15 protein-coding genes are annotated in these 23,941 nt (G+C 60.1%); 8 read left to right on the top strand and 7 right to left on the bottom strand.

Translation table 11 applies throughout. From position 1 onward, the window contains the following. Positions 1 to 195: 195 nt before the first annotated feature. Together smc and ACA070_RS09275 are read right to left on the bottom strand one after the other, a co-directional pair. A complete protein-coding gene (gene smc, locus ACA070_RS09280) occupies positions 196 to 3,684 on the bottom strand; it encodes a chromosome segregation protein SMC (RefSeq protein WP_497450874.1) in 3,489 nt (1,162 codons plus the stop codon). Positions 3,685 to 3,686: 2 nt separating this feature from the next. Then, the gene (locus ACA070_RS09275) at positions 3,687 to 4,346 is read right to left on the bottom strand and encodes a GntR family transcriptional regulator (protein ID WP_497450873.1); all 660 of its coding nucleotides are present in this window, start codon (positions 4,344 to 4,346) and stop codon (positions 3,687 to 3,689) included. 266 nt (positions 4,347 to 4,612) lie between these two features. Here ACA070_RS09275 and xdhA point away from each other — a divergent pair, with 266 nt between their 5' ends. From xdhA to guaD, 4 genes are all read left to right on the top strand, one after another. Continuing rightward, entirely contained in the window at positions 4,613 to 6,067 is a 1,455-nt protein-coding gene (gene xdhA / locus ACA070_RS09270; RefSeq protein WP_497450872.1) for a xanthine dehydrogenase small subunit, read from the top strand. After that, entirely contained in the window at positions 6,060 to 8,459 is a 2,400-nt protein-coding gene (gene xdhB, locus ACA070_RS09265) for a xanthine dehydrogenase molybdopterin binding subunit (protein ID WP_497450871.1), read from the top strand. The genes xdhA and xdhB overlap by 8 nt, the downstream gene beginning before the upstream one ends. Before the next feature lie 142 nt (positions 8,460 to 8,601). Then, positions 8,602 to 9,447 carry a xanthine dehydrogenase accessory protein XdhC gene (xdhC, locus tag ACA070_RS09260; protein WP_497450870.1) on the top strand — a complete coding sequence of 282 codons (846 nt, stop codon included), beginning with the start codon at positions 8,602 to 8,604 and terminating at the stop codon, positions 9,445 to 9,447. A gap of 8 nt (positions 9,448 to 9,455) precedes the next feature. Continuing rightward, the gene (guaD, locus tag ACA070_RS09255) at positions 9,456 to 10,760 is read left to right on the top strand and encodes a guanine deaminase (protein ID WP_461980514.1); all 1,305 of its coding nucleotides are present in this window, start codon (positions 9,456 to 9,458) and stop codon (positions 10,758 to 10,760) included. A gap of 182 nt (positions 10,761 to 10,942) precedes the next feature. Here guaD and ACA070_RS09250 read toward each other — a convergent pair whose 3' ends face one another. Beyond that, positions 10,943 to 11,707: a GntR family transcriptional regulator gene (locus ACA070_RS09250; protein WP_010456474.1), complete on the bottom strand. Its 765-nt coding sequence runs from the start codon at positions 11,705 to 11,707 to the stop codon at positions 10,943 to 10,945. Positions 11,708 to 12,053: 346 nt separating this feature from the next. On the opposite strand from ACA070_RS09250, the gene ACA070_RS09245 reads away from it, so the two are divergent. Continuing rightward, the gene (locus ACA070_RS09245) at positions 12,054 to 13,244 is read left to right on the top strand and encodes a benzoate/H(+) symporter BenE family transporter (RefSeq protein WP_497450869.1); all 1,191 of its coding nucleotides are present in this window, start codon (positions 12,054 to 12,056) and stop codon (positions 13,242 to 13,244) included. A gap of 148 nt (positions 13,245 to 13,392) precedes the next feature. Here ACA070_RS09245 and ACA070_RS09240 read toward each other — a convergent pair whose 3' ends face one another. Continuing rightward, complete coding sequence (locus ACA070_RS09240) at positions 13,393 to 13,737, bottom strand: YggL family protein (RefSeq protein WP_007896965.1); 345 nt, start codon at positions 13,735 to 13,737, stop codon at positions 13,393 to 13,395. A 234-nt stretch (positions 13,738 to 13,971) separates the two neighbouring features. Between ACA070_RS09240 and dacB the strand changes: the two genes are divergently transcribed. After that, positions 13,972 to 15,432 (top strand): D-alanyl-D-alanine carboxypeptidase/D-alanyl-D-alanine endopeptidase, encoded by a 1,461-nt coding sequence (gene dacB, locus ACA070_RS09235; RefSeq protein ID WP_497450868.1) that lies wholly within the window; start codon positions 13,972 to 13,974, stop codon positions 15,430 to 15,432. A 177-nt stretch (positions 15,433 to 15,609) separates the two neighbouring features. Here the strand turns inward: dacB and ACA070_RS09230 are convergent, their stop codons facing one another. Beyond that, on the bottom strand, positions 15,610 to 18,012 hold the full coding sequence (locus ACA070_RS09230; RefSeq protein WP_497450867.1) for a sensor domain-containing diguanylate cyclase: 2,403 nt from the start codon (positions 18,010 to 18,012) through the stop codon (positions 15,610 to 15,612). Between the two features lie 141 nt (positions 18,013 to 18,153). Beyond that, positions 18,154 to 20,430 carry a bifunctional 23S rRNA (guanine(2069)-N(7))-methyltransferase RlmK/23S rRNA (guanine(2445)-N(2))-methyltransferase RlmL gene (rlmKL, locus tag ACA070_RS09225; RefSeq protein ID WP_497450866.1) on the bottom strand — a complete coding sequence of 759 codons (2,277 nt, stop codon included), beginning with the start codon at positions 20,428 to 20,430 and terminating at the stop codon, positions 18,154 to 18,156. 530 nt (positions 20,431 to 20,960) lie between these two features. On the opposite strand from rlmKL, the gene rmf reads away from it, so the two are divergent. Next, positions 20,961 to 21,176 carry a ribosome modulation factor gene (gene rmf, locus ACA070_RS09220; RefSeq protein ID WP_003223300.1) on the top strand — a complete coding sequence of 72 codons (216 nt, stop codon included), beginning with the start codon at positions 20,961 to 20,963 and terminating at the stop codon, positions 21,174 to 21,176. 291 nt (positions 21,177 to 21,467) lie between these two features. Here the strand turns inward: rmf and ACA070_RS09215 are convergent, their stop codons facing one another. Then, positions 21,468 to 22,487 (bottom strand): quinone-dependent dihydroorotate dehydrogenase, encoded by a 1,020-nt coding sequence (locus ACA070_RS09215; RefSeq protein ID WP_131060000.1) that lies wholly within the window; start codon positions 22,485 to 22,487, stop codon positions 21,468 to 21,470. Between the two features lie 232 nt (positions 22,488 to 22,719). Here ACA070_RS09215 and ACA070_RS09210 point away from each other — a divergent pair, with 232 nt between their 5' ends. After that, positions 22,720 to 23,931, top strand: a complete 1,212-nt coding sequence (locus tag ACA070_RS09210) for a CmpA/NrtA family ABC transporter substrate-binding protein (RefSeq protein ID WP_497450865.1) — start codon at positions 22,720 to 22,722, stop codon at positions 23,929 to 23,931. Positions 23,932 to 23,941: the final 10 nt, after the last annotated feature.

Raw genomic sequence — 23,941 nt, 5'->3', positions numbered from 1 at the left:
AAAACGTGGCGCCAACTCTATGTTCTGACAGGCGTTTTGCCCACGTATACGAAAAATTGACATTAAACTAGCACGACCAAAGGCAACTTTACACCGTCTGTCACAATGGCTTGCGCGAATATGTCGATTGGCCAGCAAGTCGAGACAGGTAAAAAAGTCCTACAGACTAAAAATACTTGCCCTACAAGCGCCGACTCAGGCCTCCACCATCGCCATCGCCTCTTCGACATCCACTGCCACCAAACGCGAGCAACCCGGTTCGTGCATCGTCACACCCATCAGTTGATCGGCCATTTCCATGGCGATCTTGTTGTGAGTGATATAGATGAACTGCACCGTCTGCGACATCTCTTTGACCAGCCGTGCGTAGCGTCCAACGTTAGCGTCATCCAAGGGCGCATCAACTTCATCAAGCATGCAGAACGGCGCCGGATTCAACTTGAAGATGGCAAACACCAGGGCCAATGCGGTCAGGGCTTTTTCGCCACCGGAGAGCAAATGGATGGTGCTGTTCTTCTTTCCTGGCGGCTGCGCCATGATCGTTACCCCTGTATCGAGTAGATCTTCGCCCGTCAGTTCCAAATAGGCGCGTCCTCCACCGAAAACTTTTGGGAAAAGCGCCTGTAAACCGCCATTGATCTGATCAAAGGTATCCTTGAAGCGGTTTCGGGTTTCCTTGTCGATTTTGCGAATCACGTTCTCAAGCGTGTCCAGTGCTTCCACCAGATCATCGTTCTGCGCATCCAGATAACGTTTACGCTCGGATTGTTGCGTGTATTCGTCGATGGCCGCCAGGTTGATCGCACCGAGGCGCTGAATACGCGCGGCAATGCGTTCGAGTTCTTCTTCGGCGTCCTTCTCGCTGGCCTCGGCAGTCAGCGTGGCGAGCACGCCGTGCAGGTCGTAGCCGTCTTCCAGCAACTGATCTTCAAGGGTCTTGCGGCGCACGGTCAGGGCTTGCCATTCCATGCGCTGGGTTTCCATCTGCCCGCGAATCAACTGCGATTGCTGCTCGGCCTGATTGCGACGTTTTTCCGCATCCCGCAATTCACGGTCAGAGTCTTCCAGGGCGATCTGCGCAGTCTTGAGTTCTTCGTCGACGGTCATGCGCTTGTCGAGCAACTCTTCGAGTTTCAGGCGCAATTCTTCCAGCGGCGCTTCGCCCTCCTCCAGATTGAGGCTCAGCTGTTCGCGTTTTTCAGTCAGGCGCTCGGACTGCATTTCCAGTCGTTCCAGCGCCTGACGCGTGGAGTCGTGTTGCGCCTTGAGCGAGCCGAGACGCACCGCCAATTGATGCGCGTGATCCTTATGTTGCCGGGCCTCCTGACGCACCCGATCAAGTCGCTCGCGCAGGCTGTCGCGCTGGGCCAGCAGCAACTCACGCTGCTCGGTGTCCAGCGCCATGGCATCAAGAGCTTCCTGCAATTGCAGGCGCGCTTCGCCGATGTTTTCGTGCTCCAGCGCGCGCTGTTCGGCCAGCTCGGTGAGCTCTTCATCGAGCCGTGTCCGGCGCAACGTCAGTTGTTCAACCTTGGCTTTGCCGGCAGACAACTGGGCTTTCAATTCGCCTTGCTGACGCGCTTCGTCTTGCAGCAAACGACGCAAATGTTCGCGACCGTTTTCCTGCTGACGCTGCTGCGCCCGGAGATTCTGAAGTTGGGTTTCCAGGGTTTCGACCGTGGCTTCGCGCTCTTCGCGCTCGATGCTCAGACGCTGGATTTCCTGACCACGAGCGAGCACGCCGCTCTCCGCCTCGCTGGCCCGGCGCACACGTAAAAAGTGTCGACCGACCCAGTAGCCGTCGCGACTGATCAAGCTCTGGCCGGCGGTCAGCTGGCTGCGCAGGGCCAAGGCCTGTTCGAGGTTCTCAACTGGTTTGACCTGCCCCAACCAGGGCGACAGATCGATCTGCGCTTCCACTTTATCGAGCAGGCTGCCGGGCACGCGCACACCATCGCTCGCAGGGCTGAGCAAACGCAAATCGCCCTGGGCAAAACCGGCCAGGTCGAAATCGCCGAAGTCATCCACCAGCACCGCTTGCAGGTCGGCGCCGAGCACGGTTTCCACCGCCAGTTCCCAACCCGCTTCAACCTTCAGGCCTTCGGCCAGACGCGGGCGATCCGCCAGATGTTGTTCGCGCAGCCATTCAGCGGTGCCGGTGCCTGGATCGAGCGCGGCTTGCTGCAAAGCTTCAAGGGAGGCGAGGCGACCATTGAGACGCTGCAAATCGCCTTGGGCCTGTTGCTGGTTTTGCAGGGCCAACTGCAATTCCTGACGCAGTTGCTCAAGGCGTTCGACCTGGGCTTCTTCGCTGGCCTGCAAATCTTCGAGGGTCGCTTCGCTCGCGGCCAGTTGCTCGCTGAGCTCCATGATCGCCGCGTCTTCCGGGTCCGCCGAGAGCAACGCGCGCTCTTCGCCAAGGCGCTTCTGGCGATCGGCCAAACGCTCCATGCTGGTTTCGAGTTGCTGAATGCGTGACTGCTGAACTTCGGACTGGCGACGCGGCTCGGCGGCCGTGAGATTGAACGTGTCCCACTGCTCCTGCCAGGCATGCATAGTGGTTTCCGATTCTTCCAGCGCGGCAGCGGCTTCTTCGGCGGCGGCGCTGGTGACTTCCTGCTCCGGCGTGAGCATGTCCAACTCTTCGCCGAGGGTCAGCAGCAACGTGCGGTCGTGACCCAGGTGCGATTCGGTTTCCAGACGCGCGCGCTCGGCTTCTTTCAGATCATCCTGCAACTGGCGCAATCGCTGCTGACCGTGCTGGATACTCTGCTCGACCCGGGCGATGTCGCCGCCAACCGAATAGAAGCGTCCCTGCACCAGATTGAAGCGCTCTGACAGGTCATGGTGCCCGTCACGGAAGCGTTCGATGCTCGCGTCGGCGTTACGTTGCTCGGCGACCAAGGCTTCGAAGGTGACTTCCTGATTGCCGATGACCGCTTCGCGCTGCCCGACCTGTTCGTTCAACGCCTGCCAGCGCAGGGCCGACAGCTGGGCCTTGAGCTGACGCTCTTCGCCTTTGTATTCCTGATACTTCTTGGCGGCTTCGGCCTGGCGGTGCAAACGCTCCAGCTGACGCTCGAGCTCATCGCGCAGGTCGGTCAGGCGGGCCAGGTTTTCGTGGGTGCGGCGAATGCGGTTTTCGGTCTCGCGCCGACGCTCCTTGTACTTGGAGATGCCGGCGGCTTCTTCAATGAAGTTACGCAGGTCTTCGGGCTTGGACTCGATCAGCTTGGAGATCATCCCCTGCTCGATGATCGAATAGCTGCGCGGGCCCAGGCCTGTTCCCAGAAAGATGTCGGTGATATCGCGACGGCGGCATTTGGTGCCGTTGAGGTAGTAGGTGGTCTGGCTGTCGCGGGTCACTTTGCGGCGAATGGAAATTTCCGCATAGGCGGCGTATTCGCCGAGCAGGGTGCCGTCAGAGTTATCGAACACCAGCTCGATACTGGCCTGGCTCACTGGTTTACGGCTGGTGGAGCCGTTGAAGATGACGTCGGTCATCGACTCGCCGCGCAGGTTCTTCGCCGAACTTTCGCCCATCACCCAGCGAACGGCGTCGATGATGTTCGACTTGCCGCAGCCATTGGGCCCGACCACCGCCGCCATGTTGCTGGGGAAGTTCACCGTGGTCGGGTCGACGAAGGATTTGAACCCTGCCAGTTTTATGCACTTGAGCCGCACGCTTAAGCGTCCGTCAGGGCAGAAACCACCAGATCGCAGCTGCGCTGGGCATAGGCCGTCAGCACTTCGCGGATCTGCGGAAAGTCACGGGCCAGTACGGCGGCGAGCAAACGTTCGAATAATTCGAGGAACTCGCTCATCGACGCCTTGCGCTGCTCCAGTGCGAGGAAATACGCACGGCTCATGGCCGGCTGCAGGTTCTCGACGGTTTCCTGCAAGTACGGGTTGTTGGCAAACGGGTACGCGGCGCGCATCACGTTGAAGCTGTCGTCGACGAAGGTGCGGATGTCCTGACGCTCGTAGCTGGCGGCCAGGCGTTGCTGGATCTGCACGAACGGCGCCATGTCGGCCTGGACCTGCCAGCCTTTGGCCACGGCATTGCCAAGCAGGATGTACAGCTCGCTCATCAGCGTGCACAGGCTCTGCACCTTGTGGGCGGTGAGCTCGGTAACGTGGGCACCGCGTCGCGGCAGGATCGCGATCAGGTGGCGGCGCTCGAGGATCAGCAAGGCCTCACGGACCGAACCGCGGCTGACATTGAGGGCCAGCGTGACCTTCTGTTCCTGGATGCGCTCCCCGGGCTTCATTTCGCCACGAATGATGCGTTCGGCGAGGTGGTGAGCGATTTGCTCGGCGAGGCTGTCCGGCGCCTTGAACGTCATGGTTGTCCTTCAAACTCTTCGATCTGCACAAGCGGCGCAGTGTAGCGCACATGAAGGGTCATGGCGGAGTGCCCACTCAGCGGTTTTTGGCACGAATCAAGCAAAAAGCAGGCTAACCCGCGAGGGTCAATAATGAAGGAACGAGTCGTTGATCGACAAAACGGGTTTTCCTGACCTTTAAGTCAGAAAATCATTGACCGCAAAGTCAGACCTGATAAATTCGGTTCAAGTCGGTTAACAACAATAATGAGTCTGCGAGGCCTTCCGTGATCCAGTTTTTACTAAACCAGGAACTCCGTAGCGAGCACGCCCTGGACCCAAACCTGACCGTGCTCAATTATCTGCGCGACCATGTGGGCAAACCCGGCACCAAAGAAGGCTGCGCCAGCGGTGACTGTGGCGCGTGCACCGTGGTGGTCGGCGAGCTGCAAACGGACGACGATGGCCGCGAACACATTCGCTATCGCAGCCTCAACTCGTGCCTGACGTTCGTTTCGTCATTGCACGGCAAACAATTGATCAGCGTCGAAGACCTCAAGCACCAGGGCGAACTGCACAGCGTGCAGAAAGCCATGGTCGAGTGCCACGGCTCGCAATGCGGCTTCTGCACCCCGGGCTTTGTGATGTCGCTGTTCGCATTGCAAAAAAACAGCGATGAGCCCGATTCTCACAAGACTCACGAAGCGCTGGCCGGCAATCTCTGTCGCTGCACCGGCTATCGGCCGATTCTGGCCGCTGCCGAACAATCCTGCTGCGGCAAGCAAACGGATCAGTTCGATGCTCGCGAAGCCGACACCATCGCCCGCCTGAAAGCCATCGCCCCTACCGACATCGGCGAACTCAACAGTGGCGACAAGCGCTGCCTGGTGCCGCTGACCGTGGCCGATCTGGCCGACCTCTACGACGCTTACCCACAGGCCCGGCTACTGGCCGGCGGGACGGATCTGGCGCTGGAAGTCACCCAATTCCACCGCACCCTGCCAGTGATGATCTACGTCGGCAACGTCACCGAGATGAAGCGCATCGAACGCTTCGACGACCGCCTGGAAATCGGCGCGGCGACCGCCCTCTCCGATTGCTACGAAGCCTTGAAAGCCGAATACCCGGACTTCGGCGAATTGCTGCAACGCTTCGCGTCCTTGCAGATCCGCAACCAGGGCACCCTCGGCGGCAACATCGGCAACGCTTCGCCAATCGGTGACTCGCCACCGCTGCTGATCGCGTTGGGCGCGCAGATCGTTTTGTGCAAAGGCGAAACTCGCCGCACGATGGCCCTGGAAGATTACTTCATCGATTACCGGGTCACCGCGCGGCAGGAAAGCGAGTTCATCGAGAAGATCATCGTGCCCCGTGCCAGCGCCGAACAACTGTTCCGCGCCTACAAGGTTTCCAAGCGCCTGGACGATGATATTTCCGCCGTGTGCGCGGCGTTCAACCTGCGCATTGAAAACGGTGTCATCGCGGACGCTCGCGTGGCATTCGGCGGCATGGCCGCGATTCCGAAACGCGCCAATAACTGCGAAACCGTGTTGCTCGGCGCGCCGTTCAACCACGCCACCGTCGAACGTGCGTGTGCCGCACTGGCCGAAGATTTCACGCCGCTCTCGGACTTCCGCGCCAGCAAGGAATATCGCCTGCTCAGCGCGCAGAATCTGCTGCGCAAATACTTCATCGAACTGCAAACGCCGCACATCGAGACTCGGGTGACCGCTTATGTCTAACCATCACGCCGTAGAGAAGACCCAGGCCGAACTGGCTGAACTGTTCGCCAAGGACCTGACCACCGGTGTCGGCCGCAGCGTCAAGCACGACAGCGCCGCCAAGCATGTGTCCGGCGAAGCGCAGTACATCGACGACCGGCTGGAATTCCCCAATCAGCTGCACGTATACGCCCGGCTCTCGGACCGTGCCCACGCGAAAATCATCAGCATCGACACCAAGCCGTGCTACGCCTTTGAAGGCGTGCGCATCGCCATCACCCACGAAGACGTGCCGGGCCTGAAAGACATCGGTCCGTTGCTGCCGGGCGATCCATTGCTGGCCATCGACGATGTGCAGTTCGTCGGTCAACCAGTGCTGGCCGTTGCCGCAAAAGATCTGGAAACCGCACGCAAAGCCGCCATGGCCGCGATCATCGAATATGAAGATCTGGAACCTGTGCTGGACGTGGTTGAAGCGTTGCGCAAACGCCATTTCGTGCTCGACAGCCACACCCATCAGCGCGGCGATTCGGCCGGCGCATTGGCGACTGCCGAACATCGCATTCAAGGCACGCTGCACATCGGTGGCCAGGAACATTTCTACCTCGAAACCCAGATCTCTTCGGTGATGCCGACCGAAGACGGCGGCATGATTGTCTACTGCTCGACCCAGAACCCGACCGAAGTGCAGAAACTGGTGGCCGAGGTTCTGGACGTGTCGATGAACAAAATCGTCGTCGACATGCGCCGCATGGGCGGTGGTTTCGGTGGCAAGGAAACCCAGGCCGCAAGCCCCGCGTGCCTGTGCGCAGTCATCGCCCACCTCACCGGCCAGCCGACCAAGATGCGCCTGCCCCGCGTCGAAGACATGCTGATGACCGGCAAGCGTCACCCGTTCTACGTCGAGTATGACGTCGGCTTCGACAGCACCGGCCGCCTGCACGGCATCGCCCTGGAACTGGCCGGCAACTGCGGTTGCTCGCCGGACTTGTCGGCATCGATTGTCGACCGTGCGATGTTCCACGCCGACAACTCGTACTACCTGGGCGATGCGACCATCAACGGTCATCGCTGCAAGACCAACACCGCGTCGAACACTGCGTACCGGGGTTTCGGCGGCCCGCAAGGCATGGTCGCCATCGAAGAAGTGATGGACGCGATCGCCCGTCATCTGGCCCTCGACCCGCTGGCCGTGCGCAAGGCCAACTACTACGGCAAGACCGAGCGCAACGTCACCCATTACTACCAGACCGTCGAGCACAACATGCTCGAGGAGATGACCGCCGAACTGGAAGAAAGCAGCCAGTACGCCGAGCGCCGCGAAGCGATCCGTCGCTACAACGCCAACAGCCCGATCCTGAAAAAAGGCCTGGCGCTGACCCCGGTGAAATTCGGTATTTCCTTCACCGCCAGCTTCCTCAATCAGGCCGGTGCGCTGATCCACATCTACACCGACGGCAGCATCCACCTGAACCATGGCGGCACCGAAATGGGCCAGGGTTTGAACACCAAGGTTGCCCAGGTTGTAGCCGAAGTGTTCCAGGTGGAAATGGACCGCGTGCAGATCACCGCCACCAACACCGACAAGGTCCCGAACACCTCGCCGACCGCCGCTTCCAGCGGTGCTGACCTCAACGGTAAAGCCGCACAGAACGCCGCTGAAATCATCAAGAAGCGACTGGTTGAATTTGCCGCGCGGCAGTACAAGGTCAGCGAAGAAGACGTGGAGTTCCACAACGGCCACGTGCGGGTTCGCGATCACATCCTGACCTTCGAAGCGCTGATCCAGCAGGCGTATTTCGCCCAGGTGTCGCTGTCGAGCACCGGCTTCTACAAGACCCCGAAAATCTTCTACGACCGAAGCCAGGCCCGTGGTCGGCCGTTCTACTACTACGCCTTCGGTGCAGCCTGTTGCGAGGTGATCATCGACACCCTGACCGGCGAGTACAAGATGCTGCGTACCGACATCCTCCACGACGTCGGCGATTCGCTGAACCCGGCCATCGACATCGGCCAGGTCGAGGGCGGTTTCATCCAGGGCATGGGCTGGCTGACCATGGAAGAACTGGTGTGGAACAACAAAGGCAAACTGATGACCAATGGCCCGGCCAGCTACAAGATCCCGGCCGTGGCGGACATGCCGCTGGACCTGCGGGTGAAGCTGGTGGAAAACCGCAAGAATCCGGAAGACACGGTGTTCCATTCCAAGGCTGTGGGTGAACCGCCGTTCATGCTGGGCATCGCGTCGTGGTGTGCGATCAAGGACGCCGTGGCCAGTCTGGGCGACTACAAGCATCAGCCGAACATCGATGCGCCGGCGACGCCTGAGCGGGTGTTGTGGGGGTGTGAGCAGATGCGGCAGTTGAAGGCGGCGAAGGTTGCCGAGACCGAAGTTGAGTTGGCTTCGCTCTGATACCGAGGCGCGGCCAATCGCTAGCAGGCTAGCTCCCACAGGATTCGTAGGAATCCAAAATGTGTGGACACCACAAAACAATGTGGGAGCTAGCCTGCTAGCGATGAGGCCCGAACAGACAACAGAGATGTCGAGGTGAAACATGTACAACTGGATCGACGCCCTCGCCGACCTGCAATCCCAGGGTGAACCCTGCGTGTTGGTGACCATCATCGGAGAGCTCGGCTCGACGCCGCGCAATGCCGGTTCGAAAATGGTCATCAGCGCTACCCAGACCTTCGACACCATCGGTGGCGGGCACCTGGAATACAAAGCCATGCAGATCGGCCGCGAGATGCTGGCCAGCGGCAAGCAGGACACCCACCTGGAGCGCTTCAGCCTCGGCGCCAGCCTCGGCCAGTGCTGCGGCGGCGTAACCGTGTTGCTGTTCGAACCGATGGGCCAGGTCCAGGCGCAAATCGCCGTGTTCGGTGCCGGCCATGTCGGTCGCGCATTGGTGCCGCTACTCGCCAGCCTGCCCTGCCGGGTGCGCTGGATCGACTCGCGGGAAGCGGAGTTCCCTGAACAGATCCCCCACGGCGTGCGCAAAATCGTCGCTGAAGAACCGGTGGATGAAATCGACAACCTACCTGCCGGCAGCTACTGCATCGTCATGACCCACAACCACCAGCTCGACCTCGAACTCACCGCCGCGATCCTCAAGCGCAACGACTTCGCCTACTTCGGCCTGATCGGTTCGAAGACCAAACGGGTGAAGTTCGAACACCGCTTGCGTGACCGTGGTTTCGACAGCGCCGTGCTGCAACGCATGCGCTGCCCGATGGGCATCGGCGAAGTCAAAGGCAAGTTGCCTGTGGAAATCGCCATCTCCATCGCTGGCGAAATCATCGCCACCTATAACGCGAATTTCGGCCAGCACACCGCCAGCGCCGGATCATCGATTGCCAAACTGCTGCCTGCTTCACGCCGCAGCCAAGCCTCAAACTGAGAACTCCCATGCCTTTGACTCGCAAAGCCTACCGCGCCGCCATTCTGCACAGCATCGCCGATCCTGCTGAGGTAGGCATCGAAGCCTCGTATGAGTATTTCGAAGACGGGCTGCTGGTGGTCGATAACGGCCAGATCAGCGCCCTCGGCCACGCCAGCGAATTGCTGCCCACCCTGCCGGCCGACATCGAGATCACTCATTATCAGGACGCGCTGATCACTCCTGGCTTCATCGACACCCACATTCACCTGCCGCAAACCGGCATGGTCGGTGCCTATGGTGAGCAACTGCTGGACTGGCTCAACACCTACACTTTCCCGTGTGAAAGCCAGTTCGCCGACAAGGCTCATGCCGATGAAGTCGCGGACATTTTCATCAAGGAATTGCTGCGTAACGGCACCACCACGGCACTGGTTTTCGGCAGCGTGCACCCGCAATCGGTGAACTCGTTCTTCGAAGCCGCCGAACAGCTGGACCTGCGGATGATTGCCGGCAAGGTGATGATGGACCGCAACGCGCCGGACTACCTGACCGACACCGCCGAATCGAGCTACGTGGAAAGCAAGGCGCTGATCGAGCGCTGGCACGGCAAGGGTCGCCTGCATTACGCGGTCACCCCGCGCTTCGCCCCGACCAGCACCCCGGAACAACTGACCCTCGCCGGCCAGTTGCTCAGTGAATATCCAGACCTGTACATGCAGACTCACATCAGTGAAAACCTGAAGGAAGTCGAGTGGGTCAAGGAACTGTTCCCGGAGCGCAAGGGCTACCTCGACGTTTACGATCACTACCAATTGCTGGGCGAACGCTCGGTGTTCGCCCACGGCGTGCACCTGTGCGACGACGAATGCGCGCGGCTGGCGGAAACCGGCTCTGCGATTGCGTTCTGCCCGACCTCGAACTTCTTCCTCGGCAGCGGCCTGTTTAACCTGCCGATGGCCGAGAAGCACAAACTCAATGTCGGCCTGGGCACAGACGTGGGCGGCGGCACCAGTTTCTCGCTGCTGCAAACCTTGAACGAAGCCTACAAGGTCATGCAGATGCAAGGTGCGCGACTGAGCCCGTTCAAATCGCTGTACCTGGCGACCCTCGGCGGTGCACGTGCACTACGTCTGGAAGACAAGATCGGCACCCTGAAGCCGGGCACCGACGCGGACTTCCTGGTGCTCGATTACAACGCCACGCCGCTGCTGAGCTATCGCTTGAAGCAGGCCAATAACATTGCCGAGACGTTGTTTGTGCTGATGACGCTGGGGGATGACCGGACTGTTCTGCAGACGTATGCGGCGGGGAATCAGGTGCATCAGCGCTAATTCTTTCAGGCATAAAAAAATCCCCCGGTGGTGTTCAGCCCCGGGGGATTTTTGTTGCCGGTCAGATCGCTATCGCTGGCAGGCCAGCTCCCACAGTGATTTATGGCGTTCACACGATTTTGTGTTCCACCTCAAACCCTGTGGGAGCGAGCCTGCTCGCGATGGGCGCGACTCGGTTTACCTTAGAGTTTGACCGCTGGCCGCCCCGGCTTCTTGGTCTGCAACAAATGCGAAAACACCGCATGCAAATCATCCGACGCACTTTCTTCGTCGAGGTTGAGTTTGCTGTCGATGTGATCCATGTGGTGCATCATCAGGTTCACCGCCAACTCACCGTTACGCGCTTCGATGGCGTCGATCAGTTGAGTGTGTTCGTCGTAGGAACAGTGGGAACGGTTGCCGCTTTCGTACTGAGCAATGATCAACGAAGTCTGGGACACCAGGCTGCGCTGGAAGCTGATCAGCGGTGCATTCTTCGCCGCTTCGGCCAGTTTCAGGTGGAATTCGCCCGACAGACGGATACCGGCACCGCGATCGCCTCGGGAGAAGCTGTCGCGTTCGTCGTTGACCATTTGCCGCAACTCGGCAATTTGCTCGGCAGTGGCGTGCTGAACCGCCAGTTCAGTGATCGCCCGCTCTACCAGACGCCGCGCCAGGAACACCTGACGGGCCTCTTCGACACTCGGGCTGGCAACGACGGCGCCGCGATTCGGACGCAGCAGCACGACGCCTTCATGGGCCAGGCGCGACAGCGCGCGGCGAATGATGGTGCGACTGACCCCGAAAATTTCCCCCAGCGCTTCTTCGCTCAACTTGGTGCCGGGCGCCAGACGCTGTTCGAGGATGGCCTCGAAGATATGCGCGTAGACAATATCGTCCTGGGTACCGCTGCGGCCGGCTTTGCCTGCTCGCGGTTGTTTCTTTAGGGGCTGCAACTGTTCGTTCATGGGCACTCGAGTCGGGAGAACTGCGGCGAATTGACCGTGACTGTAATACGGCACAGTGGGTCGCTGGCAAGTATCGCGTAAAAAACACCGCGATTGTACACAATGGATGGTGGCAACACGACTGTACGGCTGTTTGTCGCTTCTGCTGTATCGCAACGGTTGGTTACTTTTGAGTTTAGGCTTTAACCCAGAATACGCAGCGCGATCTCCTGTAGGAGCCGGCTTGCTGGCGATGGTGTATCAGTTGACATAGATGTAGCTGACCCACCATCGCCAGCAAGCCGGCTCCTACAAGGGTTTTGCGTTGCTGTGGATATTTTCGTACGCATTAAGGAACACCGCTGTCATGAACGACGCCACGCACCCGCAGCTCCGCCCGTTGGCCGATACGTCACCGGCGGCGATCGTCGCCGGCTTCATCGCGATGATGACCGGCTACACCAGTTCCCTGGTCCTGATGTTTCAGGCCGGACAAGCGGCGGGCCTGACCAGCGGGCAGATTTCATCGTGGATCTGGGCGATCTCGATTGGCATGGCGGTGTGCTCGATCGGCCTGTCCCTGCGTTATCGCACGCCCATCACCATCGCCTGGTCGACCCCCGGCGCGGCGCTGTTGATCACAAGCCTCGGCGGCGTGACTTACGGCGAGGCCATCGGCGCCTACATTACCTGCGCAGTGCTGGTGACGATTTGCGGCCTGACCGGTAGCTTCGAACGCCTGGTGAAAAAGATCCCGGCGTCATTGGCCGCAGCGTTGCTGGCGGGGATTCTGTTCAAGATCGGCAGCGAAATCTTCGTCGCCGCTCAGCATCGCACCGCGCTGGTACTGGCGATGTTCTTCACTTATCTGCTGGTCAAGCGCCTGTCGCCGCGTTATGCGGTGCTTGCGGCGTTGCTGATCGGCACGGCGCTGTCGGGGTTCATGGGGTTGCTGGACTTCAGCGGTTTCCATCTGGAAGTGGCAACGCCGGTCTGGACCACGCCGCACTTCTCCCTGGCCGCGACCATCAGCATTGGCATTCCGCTGTTTGTGGTGGCGATGACTTCGCAAAACATGCCCGGCATCGCCGTATTGCGCGCCGACGGCTACACCGTGCCGGCCTCGCCGCTGATCACCACCACCGGCATCGCCTCGCTGCTGCTGGCGCCGTTCGGTTCCCACGGGATCAACCTGGCGGCCATCAGCGCGGCGATCTGCACCGGGCCGCATGCCCATGAAGATCGCAACAAGCGTTACACGGCGGCGGTCTGGTGCGGGATTTTCTACGGGATTGCCGGGGTGTTCGGCGCGACACTGGCGGCGTTATTTGCGGCGCTGCCTAAAGAGTTGGTGCTGTCGATTGCGGCGCTGGCGTTGTTCGGCTCGATCATCAATGGCCTGAGCATTGCCATGACCGAAGTGAAGGAACGTGAGGCGGCGTTGATTACCTTTATGGTCACGGCGTCGGGGCTGACACTGTTTTCCATTGGTTCGGCGTTTTGGGGAATTGTCGCGGGGGTGTTGACGCTGGTGATTCTGAATTGGCGTAAAACGTAAAAACGCAGCCTCGTTTCACTCGACAGCTGCTACAGGAAACTCATTCCAACGTAGCAGCTGTCGAGTGAAACGAGGCTGCGAGCTCTTGATCTTGATCTTGCGGACATAAAAAAACGGCGACCCTTGGGTCGCCGTTTTTTTTACAACATCAAGCTACCGGATTGATCGGCTTTTCCGGGTACCAGACGTCGATCAGCGGGCTGACGGTTGCTTCGGTCAGTTCGCTGCGGCCTTTGAGCCAGGCTTCAACAGCAGCGCGCTGCTCTTCGGACACCGAGCCACGCTTCTGCAGGCAAACCAGACCGAAGTCGTCGCCGCCAACATAGCCCAGACCGTTGGCTTCCATGGCTTCTTTCAGGAACGCGTCGAGGAAAGCATCAATGGCTTCATCAGCCAAATCTTCTTTGAAATCCAGGTTCAGCTCGAAACCCAGCTCTTGAAATTCATCGACGCACAGTTTTTTGCGCAGACGCTGGGAACGGTTAGTCGCCATTGGAACAATCCTCATAAGTAATAACGGGCGGCACTTTAGCAGTTTAAGGCGCTGATTGCCCGTCTCTCGGCAGCTCTACAGTTACCGCCGGTAAAAAAATTGCGGATTAGAGGGCCACGGCAAGGCACAAGCCGTTACACCTTGGGGCATAATGCCGACACTTTCATGACCACTGAGGGAATTTATTTTCATGCCCTCGTCTTTTTTCCCCTCGAATGTAGGGTTTTATTTCACATGATCAAATCTTTGCGTCCATTGCTGCTGGCCGGTTTCCTTCTCCCTCTGGCCTTCTCCGTTTCCGCCGCCTCCATCAATACCGGCCTGTCCCCCAACGTCGAAAAAGCCCTCAAGGCCAGCAAACTTCCGGACAACGCCCTGTCGCTGGTGATGATCCCGCTGAACGGCCCGGGCACCCCGACCATTTACAACGCTGACGTGTCGGTCAACCCGGCCTCGACCATGAAGCTGGTGACCACCTATGCCGCGCTGGAAATGCTCGGCCCGAACCATCAGTGGAAAACCGAGTTCTACACCGACGGCACCCTGAGCGGTGGCATCCTCAACGGCAACCTCTACCTCAAGGGTGGCGGTGATCCGAAACTGAACATGGAAAAACTTTGGCTGCTGATGCGTGACCTGCGCGCCAACGGTGTGACGCAAATCACTGGTGACCTGGTGCTGGACCGCGGCTTCTTCGTGCAACCGCAACTGCCCGAGTTCAACGACGACGGCAATGACGACAACAAGCCGTTCCTGGTCAAGCCCGACTCGTTGATGGTCAACCTCAAGGCCTTGCGCTTCGTGGCGCGCAACGACAACGGCCGGGTCCTGGTGTCGGTGGAACCGCCGATTGCCAGCATCACTATTGAAAACCAGGTGAAAGCGGTCAATTCCAAGCAATGCACCGGTGGCGTGCGTTACAACCCGGTGACCCAGCCCGATGGCAGCGTAACCGTGACGGTCGGCGGCCAGTTGGGCGATGGCTGCAGTTCGCAGACGTATCTGTCGCTGCTCGACCACGCGACCTACACCGCCGGCGCCGTACGCGCGATCTGGAAGGAACTGGGCGGCAGCATCCAGGGCAGGGATCGTTTGGCGCCGACGCCGAGCAACGCCAAGGTGTTGGCCCGGGCTTACTCGCCGGATCTTGCAGAAATCATTCGCGACATCAACAAGTACAGCAACAACACCATGGCTCAGCAGCTGTTCCTGAGCCTGGGCCAGAAATTCCGCACCGATGCCGACGGTGACGACGCCAGGGCTGCCCAGCGTGTAGTGCGTCAATGGCTGGCGAAGAAAGGCATCACCGCGCCGCACCTGGTGATGGAGAACGGCTCCGGCCTGTCCCGTGCAGAACGTGTGAGTGCCCGTGAAATGGCGGCGATGCTACAAGCCGCATGGCGCAGCCCGTATTCCGCCGAGTTCATCAGTTCGATGCCGATTGCCGGCACCGACGGCACCATGCGCAAACGCCTGAAGACCACCGCGATGCGCGGCGAAGCCCACGTCAAGACCGGCACCCTGAACACCGTACGCGCGATCTCCGGCTTCAGCCGTGACGTCAATGGCAACACTTGGGCGGTGGTGGCCATCCTCAACGACAAGGCGCCGTTTGGCGCGTCGTCGGTGCTGGATCAGGTGCTGCTGGATCTGTATCGCCAGCCGAAAGTGCCGGAAACGGCTTCGGTGCTCTAACCCAAATCCATAGAACCCCATAGATTCAAATGTGGGAGCGAGCCCGCTCGCGATAGCGGTATGACAGTCAACATCAACGTTGAATGTCAGACCCTCATCGCGAGCAGGCTCGCTCCCACAGGGTTTTGCATGCGACTTTAAAAAACACCCGCTCTCACAAAGGTTTTGCATGGGGTCTTAGCTGGTTTGCGGCTCGACCCGGTCCCGTCCCGCCTGCTTCGCCGCGTACACCCCCGAATCCGCGCGCAGCAACAGCGCGTCCGCGCCTTCTCCGACTCGCCAACTGGCAATCCCGAAACTTGCGGTCACGGTCCCCACGCCTTCGATCGGTGAACTGCGCAATCCTTGCCACAGCTGCAAGGCCAGCACGTGAGCCTGTTCGCCGTCGATGTCCGGACACAACACCATGAATTCCTCGCCCCCCAGCCGACAGAACACGTCGGTACGGCGCAGGCGAAGACTGATGCGCTCGCACACGGCCTGCAACACCCGATCGCCCACGGCGTGGCCATGCAGGTCGTTGATGCGTTTGAAGTGGTCAATGTCGAGCATGATCACCGACAACTCGCCACCACCGCGCTCGACCCGGGCCATTTCAGTGGTCAGGCGCTCTTGAAAGTAGCGGCGGTTGTGGATCCCGGTCAGAGAATCGGTGATCGACAGCGCCCGCAGCTCTTCTTCCACCCGCTTCAGGTCGGAAATATCCGAAATGTAGCCATGCCAGAGCACACCGCCGCCAGGCAGTTCCTCCGGGGTCGCCTCGCCGCGAACCCAGCGCAGGCCACGCAGAGGCAGTATCACCCGGTATTCCTCGCGCCACGGGCTGAGCGTATCCGCCGACGCGCGGATCGAGGCGCGCACGCGAGTCGTGTCTTGCGGATGAATCCGCGTGAAGATCGCTTCCGCGTTGAGCAACAGTACATCCGGTTCGAGTTCGTAGATCTCGCGAATCCCGTCGCTGGCGTAGATCACGCTGAAGCGACCGTCGAATTCCATCTTGAATTGATAAATGCCGCCGGGCACATGGGCGCTGAGCTTTTTCAGCAACAGGTCGCGCGCAGCCAAAGCCTCGTGAACGCGCTTGCGTTCGGTGATGTCGATGCAGACTGCCAGATGCCCGATCCACAGACCTTGCTCGTCGAGTACCGGGGTCGCGAGCATGTTCACCGTCAGATGGCTGCCATCCTGACGAACCAGCGTCCATTCCCGCGCTTCGTGACCGCCCTCTTCTCCCCCTTCGACCAACATCGCCTGACAGGTCGGGATCGGCTTGCCATAGCGCGCACTCAACTCCGCCGAGCGAGCCACCAGCTCTCGGGGAAAGTGCAGGTTTTCCAGGGTCATGCGCCCGACCACTTCCGCGCTGGAGTAACCCAGCATCTGCTCGGCCCCGGCGTTGAAGGTGCTAATGACGCCACGCAGGTCGGTGGCGATGATCGCCACTTGCGTCGCGGCATCCAGCACGCCGCGCAACTGGCCGTGAGTGCCGCGCAACTCCTGCTCGCGGTCGTGCAACTCCTGGGTGCGCTGCTCGACCATTTTCAACGCACGCTGGCGCTGGCTGACCAGCACGTAGAGCAACGCACTGAGCAGCACACTGAGCAAACCACCAAGCACCACCAGGCTGGTCACCGAGGAATGGTTGGCTTTCAGAAAGGCTTCGCTGGGTAATATGTCGACTTGATAGTCGTGGTCGGCCATACGCAACAGGCGTGTCGCGGACAATTCACTGGGCGCTGGCGCGTTATAGGACTCGTAAAGCACTTCGTGCTGATCGTCGGTGGACAGGTCGAGGATGCGCACCGAGAGATAGTCATGACTGGCGTCCGGCAACCCGTCCGCCAGCAGCTGGCGCATGCTGATCACCGCCATGACATAAGCGTAGGGTTTGGCGGTCGCCGTCGCGGCATCACCCTCACGCTTCACCGGCGCCACCAGCAGCACACCCCGCGCATAGGCCGGCTCGATGCCGACCAGATGCAACGGTTGCGAGACGGCCATGCCGCCCGACTTGTCTGCCCGATCAAGGGTGGCGCGGCGCAACGGTTGGGCGAACAAATCGTAGCCGAGCGGCGAGCCGAGTCGGCTTCGGGTCTGGTTGTAAAGCACCGCCACGTATTCATCCCGTTCGGCAGCCAATTGCAATTGGCCCTCGGCATTGAGCTCACGCAGGGTGAAGTCGCTCAAACCTTCTTCTTCACGCACCTTGCGCTCGAACGCCGCCCGCTCATCACGGGTCACCCGCGCAGCGAATGAATACGCCTGGGTGCGGTGCAGCAACGGTTGGGTATAGCCGTCGAACTCCTCGCGGGAGACCGACTGGGAATTGGCGAAGAACCGGCGCAGGCCGTCGAGACGCTGCTCCTGATCTTCGAAACGTTCTTCGATACGGCTGTAACGTTCACTGGCGAGCAGCTGGAAACGTTGCCGTAATTGATGGTGAAACAGGTTCAGTGTCGACCAGGCCAGCAACCCGGTCAGAATCCCGCCGACGAGCAATACCAGCAGCGCGATCAGCCAGGCCGAGACATCTTCACTGATAAAACCCAGGATCTTGGGGCGCACGGCGTGCAACGACATAAACGCAACTCAAAACGCCAGGTGCGGGAAAGCCCATTGGCCCTGAGTTGAGTTATAGCTATTAGCCACTAATTTGACCAGCACAGAAAGAAGCCAAGAGCCTTTAAAAATCAAGGCTCTGTGGATCCAATCATTTATCTGTCAACGGGCGGTGATTTTCCAGGCGCGGTGGATCTTGCCATTACGGGCGAAATCCGGATCGATGGTCTGTGCGGTGATTTCTTCAACGGCATAACGCGCGGTGAGGTTCTCCTCGAGCGTGAACTTGCGGAAGTTGTTGGAGAAGTACAATACGCCGCCCGGCGCCAGACGCGCCATGGCCAGGTCGATCAACTGCACCTGATCGCGCTGCACGTCGAAGATCCCTTCCATGCGCTTGGAGTTGGAGAACGTCGGCGGATCGATGAAGATCAGGTCGTACTCGTCACGGCAGGCATCGAGCCACGCCATCACGTCACCCTGCTCCAGACGGTTCTTGTCGGAGAAACCGTTCAGCGACAAGTTGCGACGCGCCCAGTCCAGGTAGGTTTTCGACAAGTCGACGCTGGTGGTGCTGCGTGCGCCGCCCTTGGCCGCGTGAACGCTGGCCGTCGCGGTGTAGGAATACAGGTTGAGGAAGCGTTTGCCGGCCGCCTCTTTCTGGATGCGCATGCGCATTGGACGGTGGTCGAGGAACAGACCGGTGTCGAGGTAGTCGGTGAGATTGACCAGCAGCTTGACGCCACCTTCGTTGACCTCGACGAACTTGCCCTGCGCCGCTTGGCGTTCGTATTGCTTGGTGCCGCTCTGACGCTCGCGGCGCTTGACCACCACGCGGCTCTTGTCGATGTTCAAGGCTTGGGGAATGGCCGCCAAGGCGTCAAACATGCGCGCCGAGGCTTTTTCCGGGTCGATGGATTTCGGCGCGGCGTATTCCTGGACGTGGACCCAATCCTGATACAGGTCGATGGCCATGGAATATTCCGGCATGTCAGCATCGTAGACGCGGTAGCAGTCGATGCCTTCACGCTTGACCCACTTGCCCAGAGCCTTGAGATTCTTTTGCAGGCGGTTGGCAAACATCTGCCCGCCTTCGCTCAAGCGCGGTTGCTCGATCACCACCGGGGCCGGTTTGATCGGGTTGCCATTCTTGTTGTACTTCTCGTACTTGCCCGGCGCGACATCGTTGTCGGCGACTTCGACTTCAGCTTGAACTTGTTCACGCTCGATCTGACGCTGTTCCGGGGTGCGGCGCTCGCCGGTGACGAACTGGTCCGGCGTGACTTTGATCAACAGCAATTTGCACGGCAAGGCGCCGTTCCAGAACGAATACTGTTTGTGGCTGCGGATGCCCATGCGCTTGCCCAGGTCCGGCGCGCCGGTGAACACCGCCGCTTCCCAGTTCAGGCACGCCTGACGCAGACGCTCGCCAAGGTTCTGGTAGAGGTAGAGCAAACTCGCCTCGTCGCCCAGACGCTCGCCGTACGGCGGGTTGCAGATCACCAGGCCTTTCTGGTTCTGGTCCGGACGCGGCTCGAAGGTGCCGACTTCGCCTTGGTAGATTTTGATCCACTCGCTCAGGCCGGCGCGTTCAACGTTGTTGCGGCCCGGTTGAATCAGGCGCGGGTCAGCTTCGTAACCACGAATCCACAGCGGTGGCTTGGCCAGACCGGCAGCGGCCCGTTCGGTGGCTTCTTCGTGGAGCTTTTTCCACAGCGCCGGGACGTGACCGAGCCAGGCGGTGAAGCCCCACTGCTCGCGACGCAGGTTCGGCGCCATATCGGCGGCGATCATCGCCGCTTCGACGAGGAACGTACCAACACCGCACATCGGGTCAGCCAGTGCGCCGCCATCGGCCGCGATACGTGGCCAGCCGGAACGGATCAGGATGGCGGCCGCGAGGTTTTCCTTCAGCGGCGCCGCGCCCTGCTGCAAGCGATAACCGCGCTGGTGCAGGCTGTGGCCGGAGAGGTCGAGCGAGAGGATCGCTTCACCACGGTCCAGGCGCAGGTGAATGCGCAGGTCCGGGTTGAGCTTGTCGATGGACGGACGGTCGCCTTGAGGGGTGCGCAGTTTGTCGACAATGGCGTCTTTGACTTTCAGGGCGCCGAAGTGAGTGTTGTCGATGCCCGAGCCGTGGCCGCTGAACTCGACGGCCAGGGTGCCGTCGTTGAGCATGTGGTCTTGCCACTCGATATCGAGCACACCGTGGTACAGGTCTTCGGCGTCCTTCATCGGGAACCGCTTGAGCACCAGCAGCACCCGGTTCGCCAGACGCGACCACAGGCACAGGCGATAAGCGGTTTCCATGGTGGCCATGCCGCGCACGGCAGAGGTGTGCTCACGCGCTTCTTCAAGGCCAAGCCCGACGGCTTCCTCGATGAGCAGGCCTTCAAGGCCTTTTGGGCAAGTGAGGAAGATTTCGAATTGATCGGACATTGGAATTTCAAAGCCTTTAGCTAAGTGAACCGGCAACGCATTGCCGGCCCGGTTTTCAATCAGGCGCTTTTCTAAAAGAGCGCCCGCGTGGCACGAAGGTGTGCCGTCCCACCCGTGCTGCTCAGGTTAGAAGAGCTTAGATGCACAGGCAGATAAAAAAGTTGATGCAACAAAATGTCATAAGTCGACCCTTCGTCGAATAGTCCTCCTGCTCAACAGGAGCCATTCTCACTAAAGGATTAACCCCATCATCCTGCGGGGGGCCGATCATACAGGGCTTTGGCCAATAAACATGGGACAAACATCGCGTTACTTATGGCCTTAGCATCTTTCTGGTTACGTTCTTATGACAAAACGATCATTCCCTCGATGTGACGCATTGGTTAGAACTCAACACAGGTTGACGTCGCAACGGCGTCAACACCTTGGCTCGCGACGCCGGCAGCGAGCCCCAACGGCAGGATTTCTTCTGCCAGACCTCAGTTGAGGTCAACGCGATAAATACAGTCAACAAGTGAGGGCAACACCCTATGAGAAGACTTAAGCGTGATCCGTTGGAAAGAGCATTTTTGCGCGGATATCAATATGGCGTTGGTGGCAAATCCCGTGAGCTTTGCCCATTTACTCTACCGTCGGTACGTCAAGCCTGGATTAACGGCTGGCGAGAAGGACGCGGCGACAATTGGGACGGTATGACCGGCACTGCGGGAATCCATAGACTCAACGAACTTCACGCCGTCGGCTAAACACAGGGCACAACACTCCGACACGACAATCTGATTACGTAACGACTTACCACGCACGCCCCATCCGGGCGGCGGGCTCCGGCCCAGGGGCTCCTTCGAGGAGCCCTTTTTTATGCCTGCTTTTGGCCTACACAATTCCCCTGTAGCAGCTGCCGAGCACCGCGAGGCTGCGTTCGGCTGCGCAGCAGTCGTAAAATCAGGCACCGCGATCTTGCTGATACACCATGCATCAGGTTTTACGACTGCTGCGCAGCCGAACGCAGCCTCGCGGTGCTCGGCAGCTGCTACAACTCAGCGCAGGGCGGCGATGGCGTCGACGGACTCGCGAATCAACGCCGGGCCTTTGTAGATGAAGCCGGAATAGAGCTGCACCAGGCTCGCACCCGCGGCGATTTTCTCGGCCGCGTGTTTGCCTTCGGTGATGCCGCCCACGGCGATGATCGGCAAGCGACCAGCCAATTCCGCCGCCAGTACCTTAACGGTGTGAGTGCTCTTGTCGCGAACCGGTGCGCCGGACAGACCGCCCGCCTCGTCACCGTGCTCCATGCCTTCAACGCCCACGCGGCTCAGGGTGGTGTTGGTGGCAATCACCGCATCCATCCCGGTTTCGATCAACGCCTGCGCGACCTGCGCGGTTTCTTCGTCGGTCATGTCCGGCGCGATCTTGATCGCCAGCGGGACATGTTTGCCATGGCGCAACGCCAGTTCTGCGCGACGGGTCGCCAGATCGGCCAGCAATTGCTTGAGCGAATCGCCGAATTGCAGGCTGCGCAGGCCCGGGGTGTTCGGCGAGCTGACGTTGACCGTCACGTAGCTGGCGTGGGCGTAGACCTTGTCCAGGCAGATCAGGTAATCGTCGACCGCGCGTTCAACCGGTGTATCGAAGTTCTTGCCGATGTTGATGCCCAGCACGCCCTTGTACTTGGCCGCCGCCACGCGGGCCAGCAGGTGATCGACGCCGAGATTGTTGAAACCCATGCGGTTGATGATCGCCTCGGCATCCGGCAGACGGAAAATCCGTGGTTTCGGGTTGCCCGGCTGCGGACGCGGGGTGATGGTGCCGATTTCGACAAAGCCGAAACCCAGTTGGGCGAAACCGTCGATGGCCGCGCCGTTCTTGTCCAGACCGGCCGCCAAACCTACCGGGTTCGGAAACTCCAGCCCCATGACGTTCACCGGCATTTTCGCCGGCGCCTTGCACAGCAAGCCGTTGAGGCCCAAACGCCCGCCCGCGCCGATCAGGTCCAGGGACAGATCGTGGGAGGTTTCCGGGGAAAGTTTGAACAACAGCTGACGGGCCAGGGTGTACATGGGCGGTGTTGACTCGAATGGCGGCGAAATGAGGCGGCGATTATAGCCGGGCATCGCGGTCGCAAGCGAGGCGCGCAACAAAATCAGCGGGCGATGGCATATGCCTTGCACCATCACTGGCATCAGCACTCATGCCAACGACGGGATGAGTCGAAAGACAAAGGCGTCGTCACTTGGCCTTGCCCTGGCAAGCAGCCCGGTACGGCGCTTATTTTTGGAAGGTGTTTTAGCCATGAATGAAACCACAGCGGGCCCGTTGGCCTGGGTCAATGGCAGCGATGCCCCGGAAAAGACCGAAATAAATCTTGGCTTCATGGCCCTGAGTGACTGCGCCTCGGTGGTGGTCGCGGCCACGCAGGGTTTTGCACAGCCTTATGGCCTGACCCTGAACCTCAAGCGCCAGTCGTCCTGGGCCAACCTGCGAGACAAACTGGTCAGCGGCGAACTCGACGCCGCCCACAGCTTGTACGGTCTGATTTACGCCGTGCACCTGGGCATCGGTGGCGTGGCGTCGACCGACATGGCAGTGCTCATGGGCCTGAACCAGAACGGCCAGAGCATCAATCTTTCTCACGGCTTGCAAGCGCTGGGGGTGACCAGTCCTGAAGCACTGGACCTGCACGTGCACCAAAGTCGCCCAAAACTGACCTTCGCCCAGACATTTCCCACCGGCACCCACGCCATGTGGCTGTATTACTGGCTGGCAAGCCAAGGCATTCATCCGTTGCAGGACGTCGACAGCGTGGTGGTGCCGCCGCCGCAGATGGTCGCGCACCTGCAAGCCGGGCGCATCGATGGTTTCTGCGTCGGCGAGCCGTGGTCCGCCAGCGCGGTGAAGCAGGATCTGGGTTTCACGATGGCGACGAGCCAGACCATCTGGCCCGATCACCCGGAAAAAGTCCTCGGCTGCACCCGCGCCTTTGTCGAGCAATACCCCAACACCGCCCGGGCGCTGGTGATGGCGATCCTCGAAGCCAGTCGCTTCATCGAGGACAGCAGCGAAAACCGCCGTAGCACTGCGAAGCTCCTGAGTGCGCCCGAATACCTCGATGCGCCGCTCGATTGCATCGAACCGCGCTTGCTCGGCGACTACGCCGATGGCCTGGGTAATCGTTGGCAGGACCCGCACGCGCTGCGTTTCCATGCGGACGGCGAGGTCAATGTGCCGTACTTGTCCGACGGCATGTGGTTCATGACCCAGTTCCGCCGCTGGGGCTTGTTGCGCGACGACCCGGACTACCTCGGCGTGGCCCGTCAGGTCCAACAACTAGACTTGTACCGTGAGGCCGCCAGCGCCGTCGGCGTTGTCGCCCCGGGCCAGGACATGCGCAGTAGCCAATTGATCGACGGCAAAATCTGGGATGGCTCCGACCCGACCGGCTATGCCCGCAGTTTCAAGCTGCACGCCATGAGCGAAAGCTCGCACCGAATCGCCAGCCGCTGACAGGAGACTG

Source organism: Pseudomonas sp. LBUM1678 (assembly GCF_059695575.1).
The sequence above is the reverse complement of the archived record's forward strand: the minus strand, read 5'-3'. Positions and strand labels throughout refer to the sequence as shown.

Excerpts from the sequence above, each read along its gene's own strand:
- xdhB (WP_497450871.1), top strand. The coding sequence starts at position 6,060 with ATGTCTAACCATCACGCCGTAGAGAAGACCCAGGCCGAACTGGCTGAA.
- ACA070_RS09250 (WP_010456474.1), bottom strand. The coding sequence starts at position 11,707 with ATGAACGAACAGTTGCAGCCCCTAAAGAAACAACCGCGAGCAGGCAAA.
- rmf (WP_003223300.1), top strand. The coding sequence starts at position 20,961 with ATGAGAAGACTTAAGCGTGATCCGTTGGAAAGAGCATTTTTGCGCGGA.
- guaD (WP_461980514.1), top strand. The coding sequence starts at position 9,456 with ATGCCTTTGACTCGCAAAGCCTACCGCGCCGCCATTCTGCACAGCATC.
- ACA070_RS09240 (WP_007896965.1), bottom strand. The coding sequence starts at position 13,737 with ATGGCGACTAACCGTTCCCAGCGTCTGCGCAAAAAACTGTGCGTCGAT.
- xdhC (WP_497450870.1), top strand. The coding sequence starts at position 8,602 with ATGTACAACTGGATCGACGCCCTCGCCGACCTGCAATCCCAGGGTGAA.
- rlmKL (WP_497450866.1), bottom strand. The coding sequence starts at position 20,430 with ATGTCCGATCAATTCGAAATCTTCCTCACTTGCCCAAAAGGCCTTGAA.
- ACA070_RS09275 (WP_497450873.1), bottom strand. The coding sequence starts at position 4,346 with ATGACGTTCAAGGCGCCGGACAGCCTCGCCGAGCAAATCGCTCACCAC.
- ACA070_RS09210 (WP_497450865.1), top strand. The coding sequence starts at position 22,720 with ATGAATGAAACCACAGCGGGCCCGTTGGCCTGGGTCAATGGCAGCGAT.
- ACA070_RS09215 (WP_131060000.1), bottom strand. The coding sequence starts at position 22,487 with ATGTACACCCTGGCCCGTCAGCTGTTGTTCAAACTTTCCCCGGAAACC.
- dacB (WP_497450868.1), top strand. The coding sequence starts at position 13,972 with ATGATCAAATCTTTGCGTCCATTGCTGCTGGCCGGTTTCCTTCTCCCT.
- ACA070_RS09245 (WP_497450869.1), top strand. The coding sequence starts at position 12,054 with ATGAACGACGCCACGCACCCGCAGCTCCGCCCGTTGGCCGATACGTCA.
- ACA070_RS09230 (WP_497450867.1), bottom strand. The coding sequence starts at position 18,012 with ATGTCGTTGCACGCCGTGCGCCCCAAGATCCTGGGTTTTATCAGTGAA.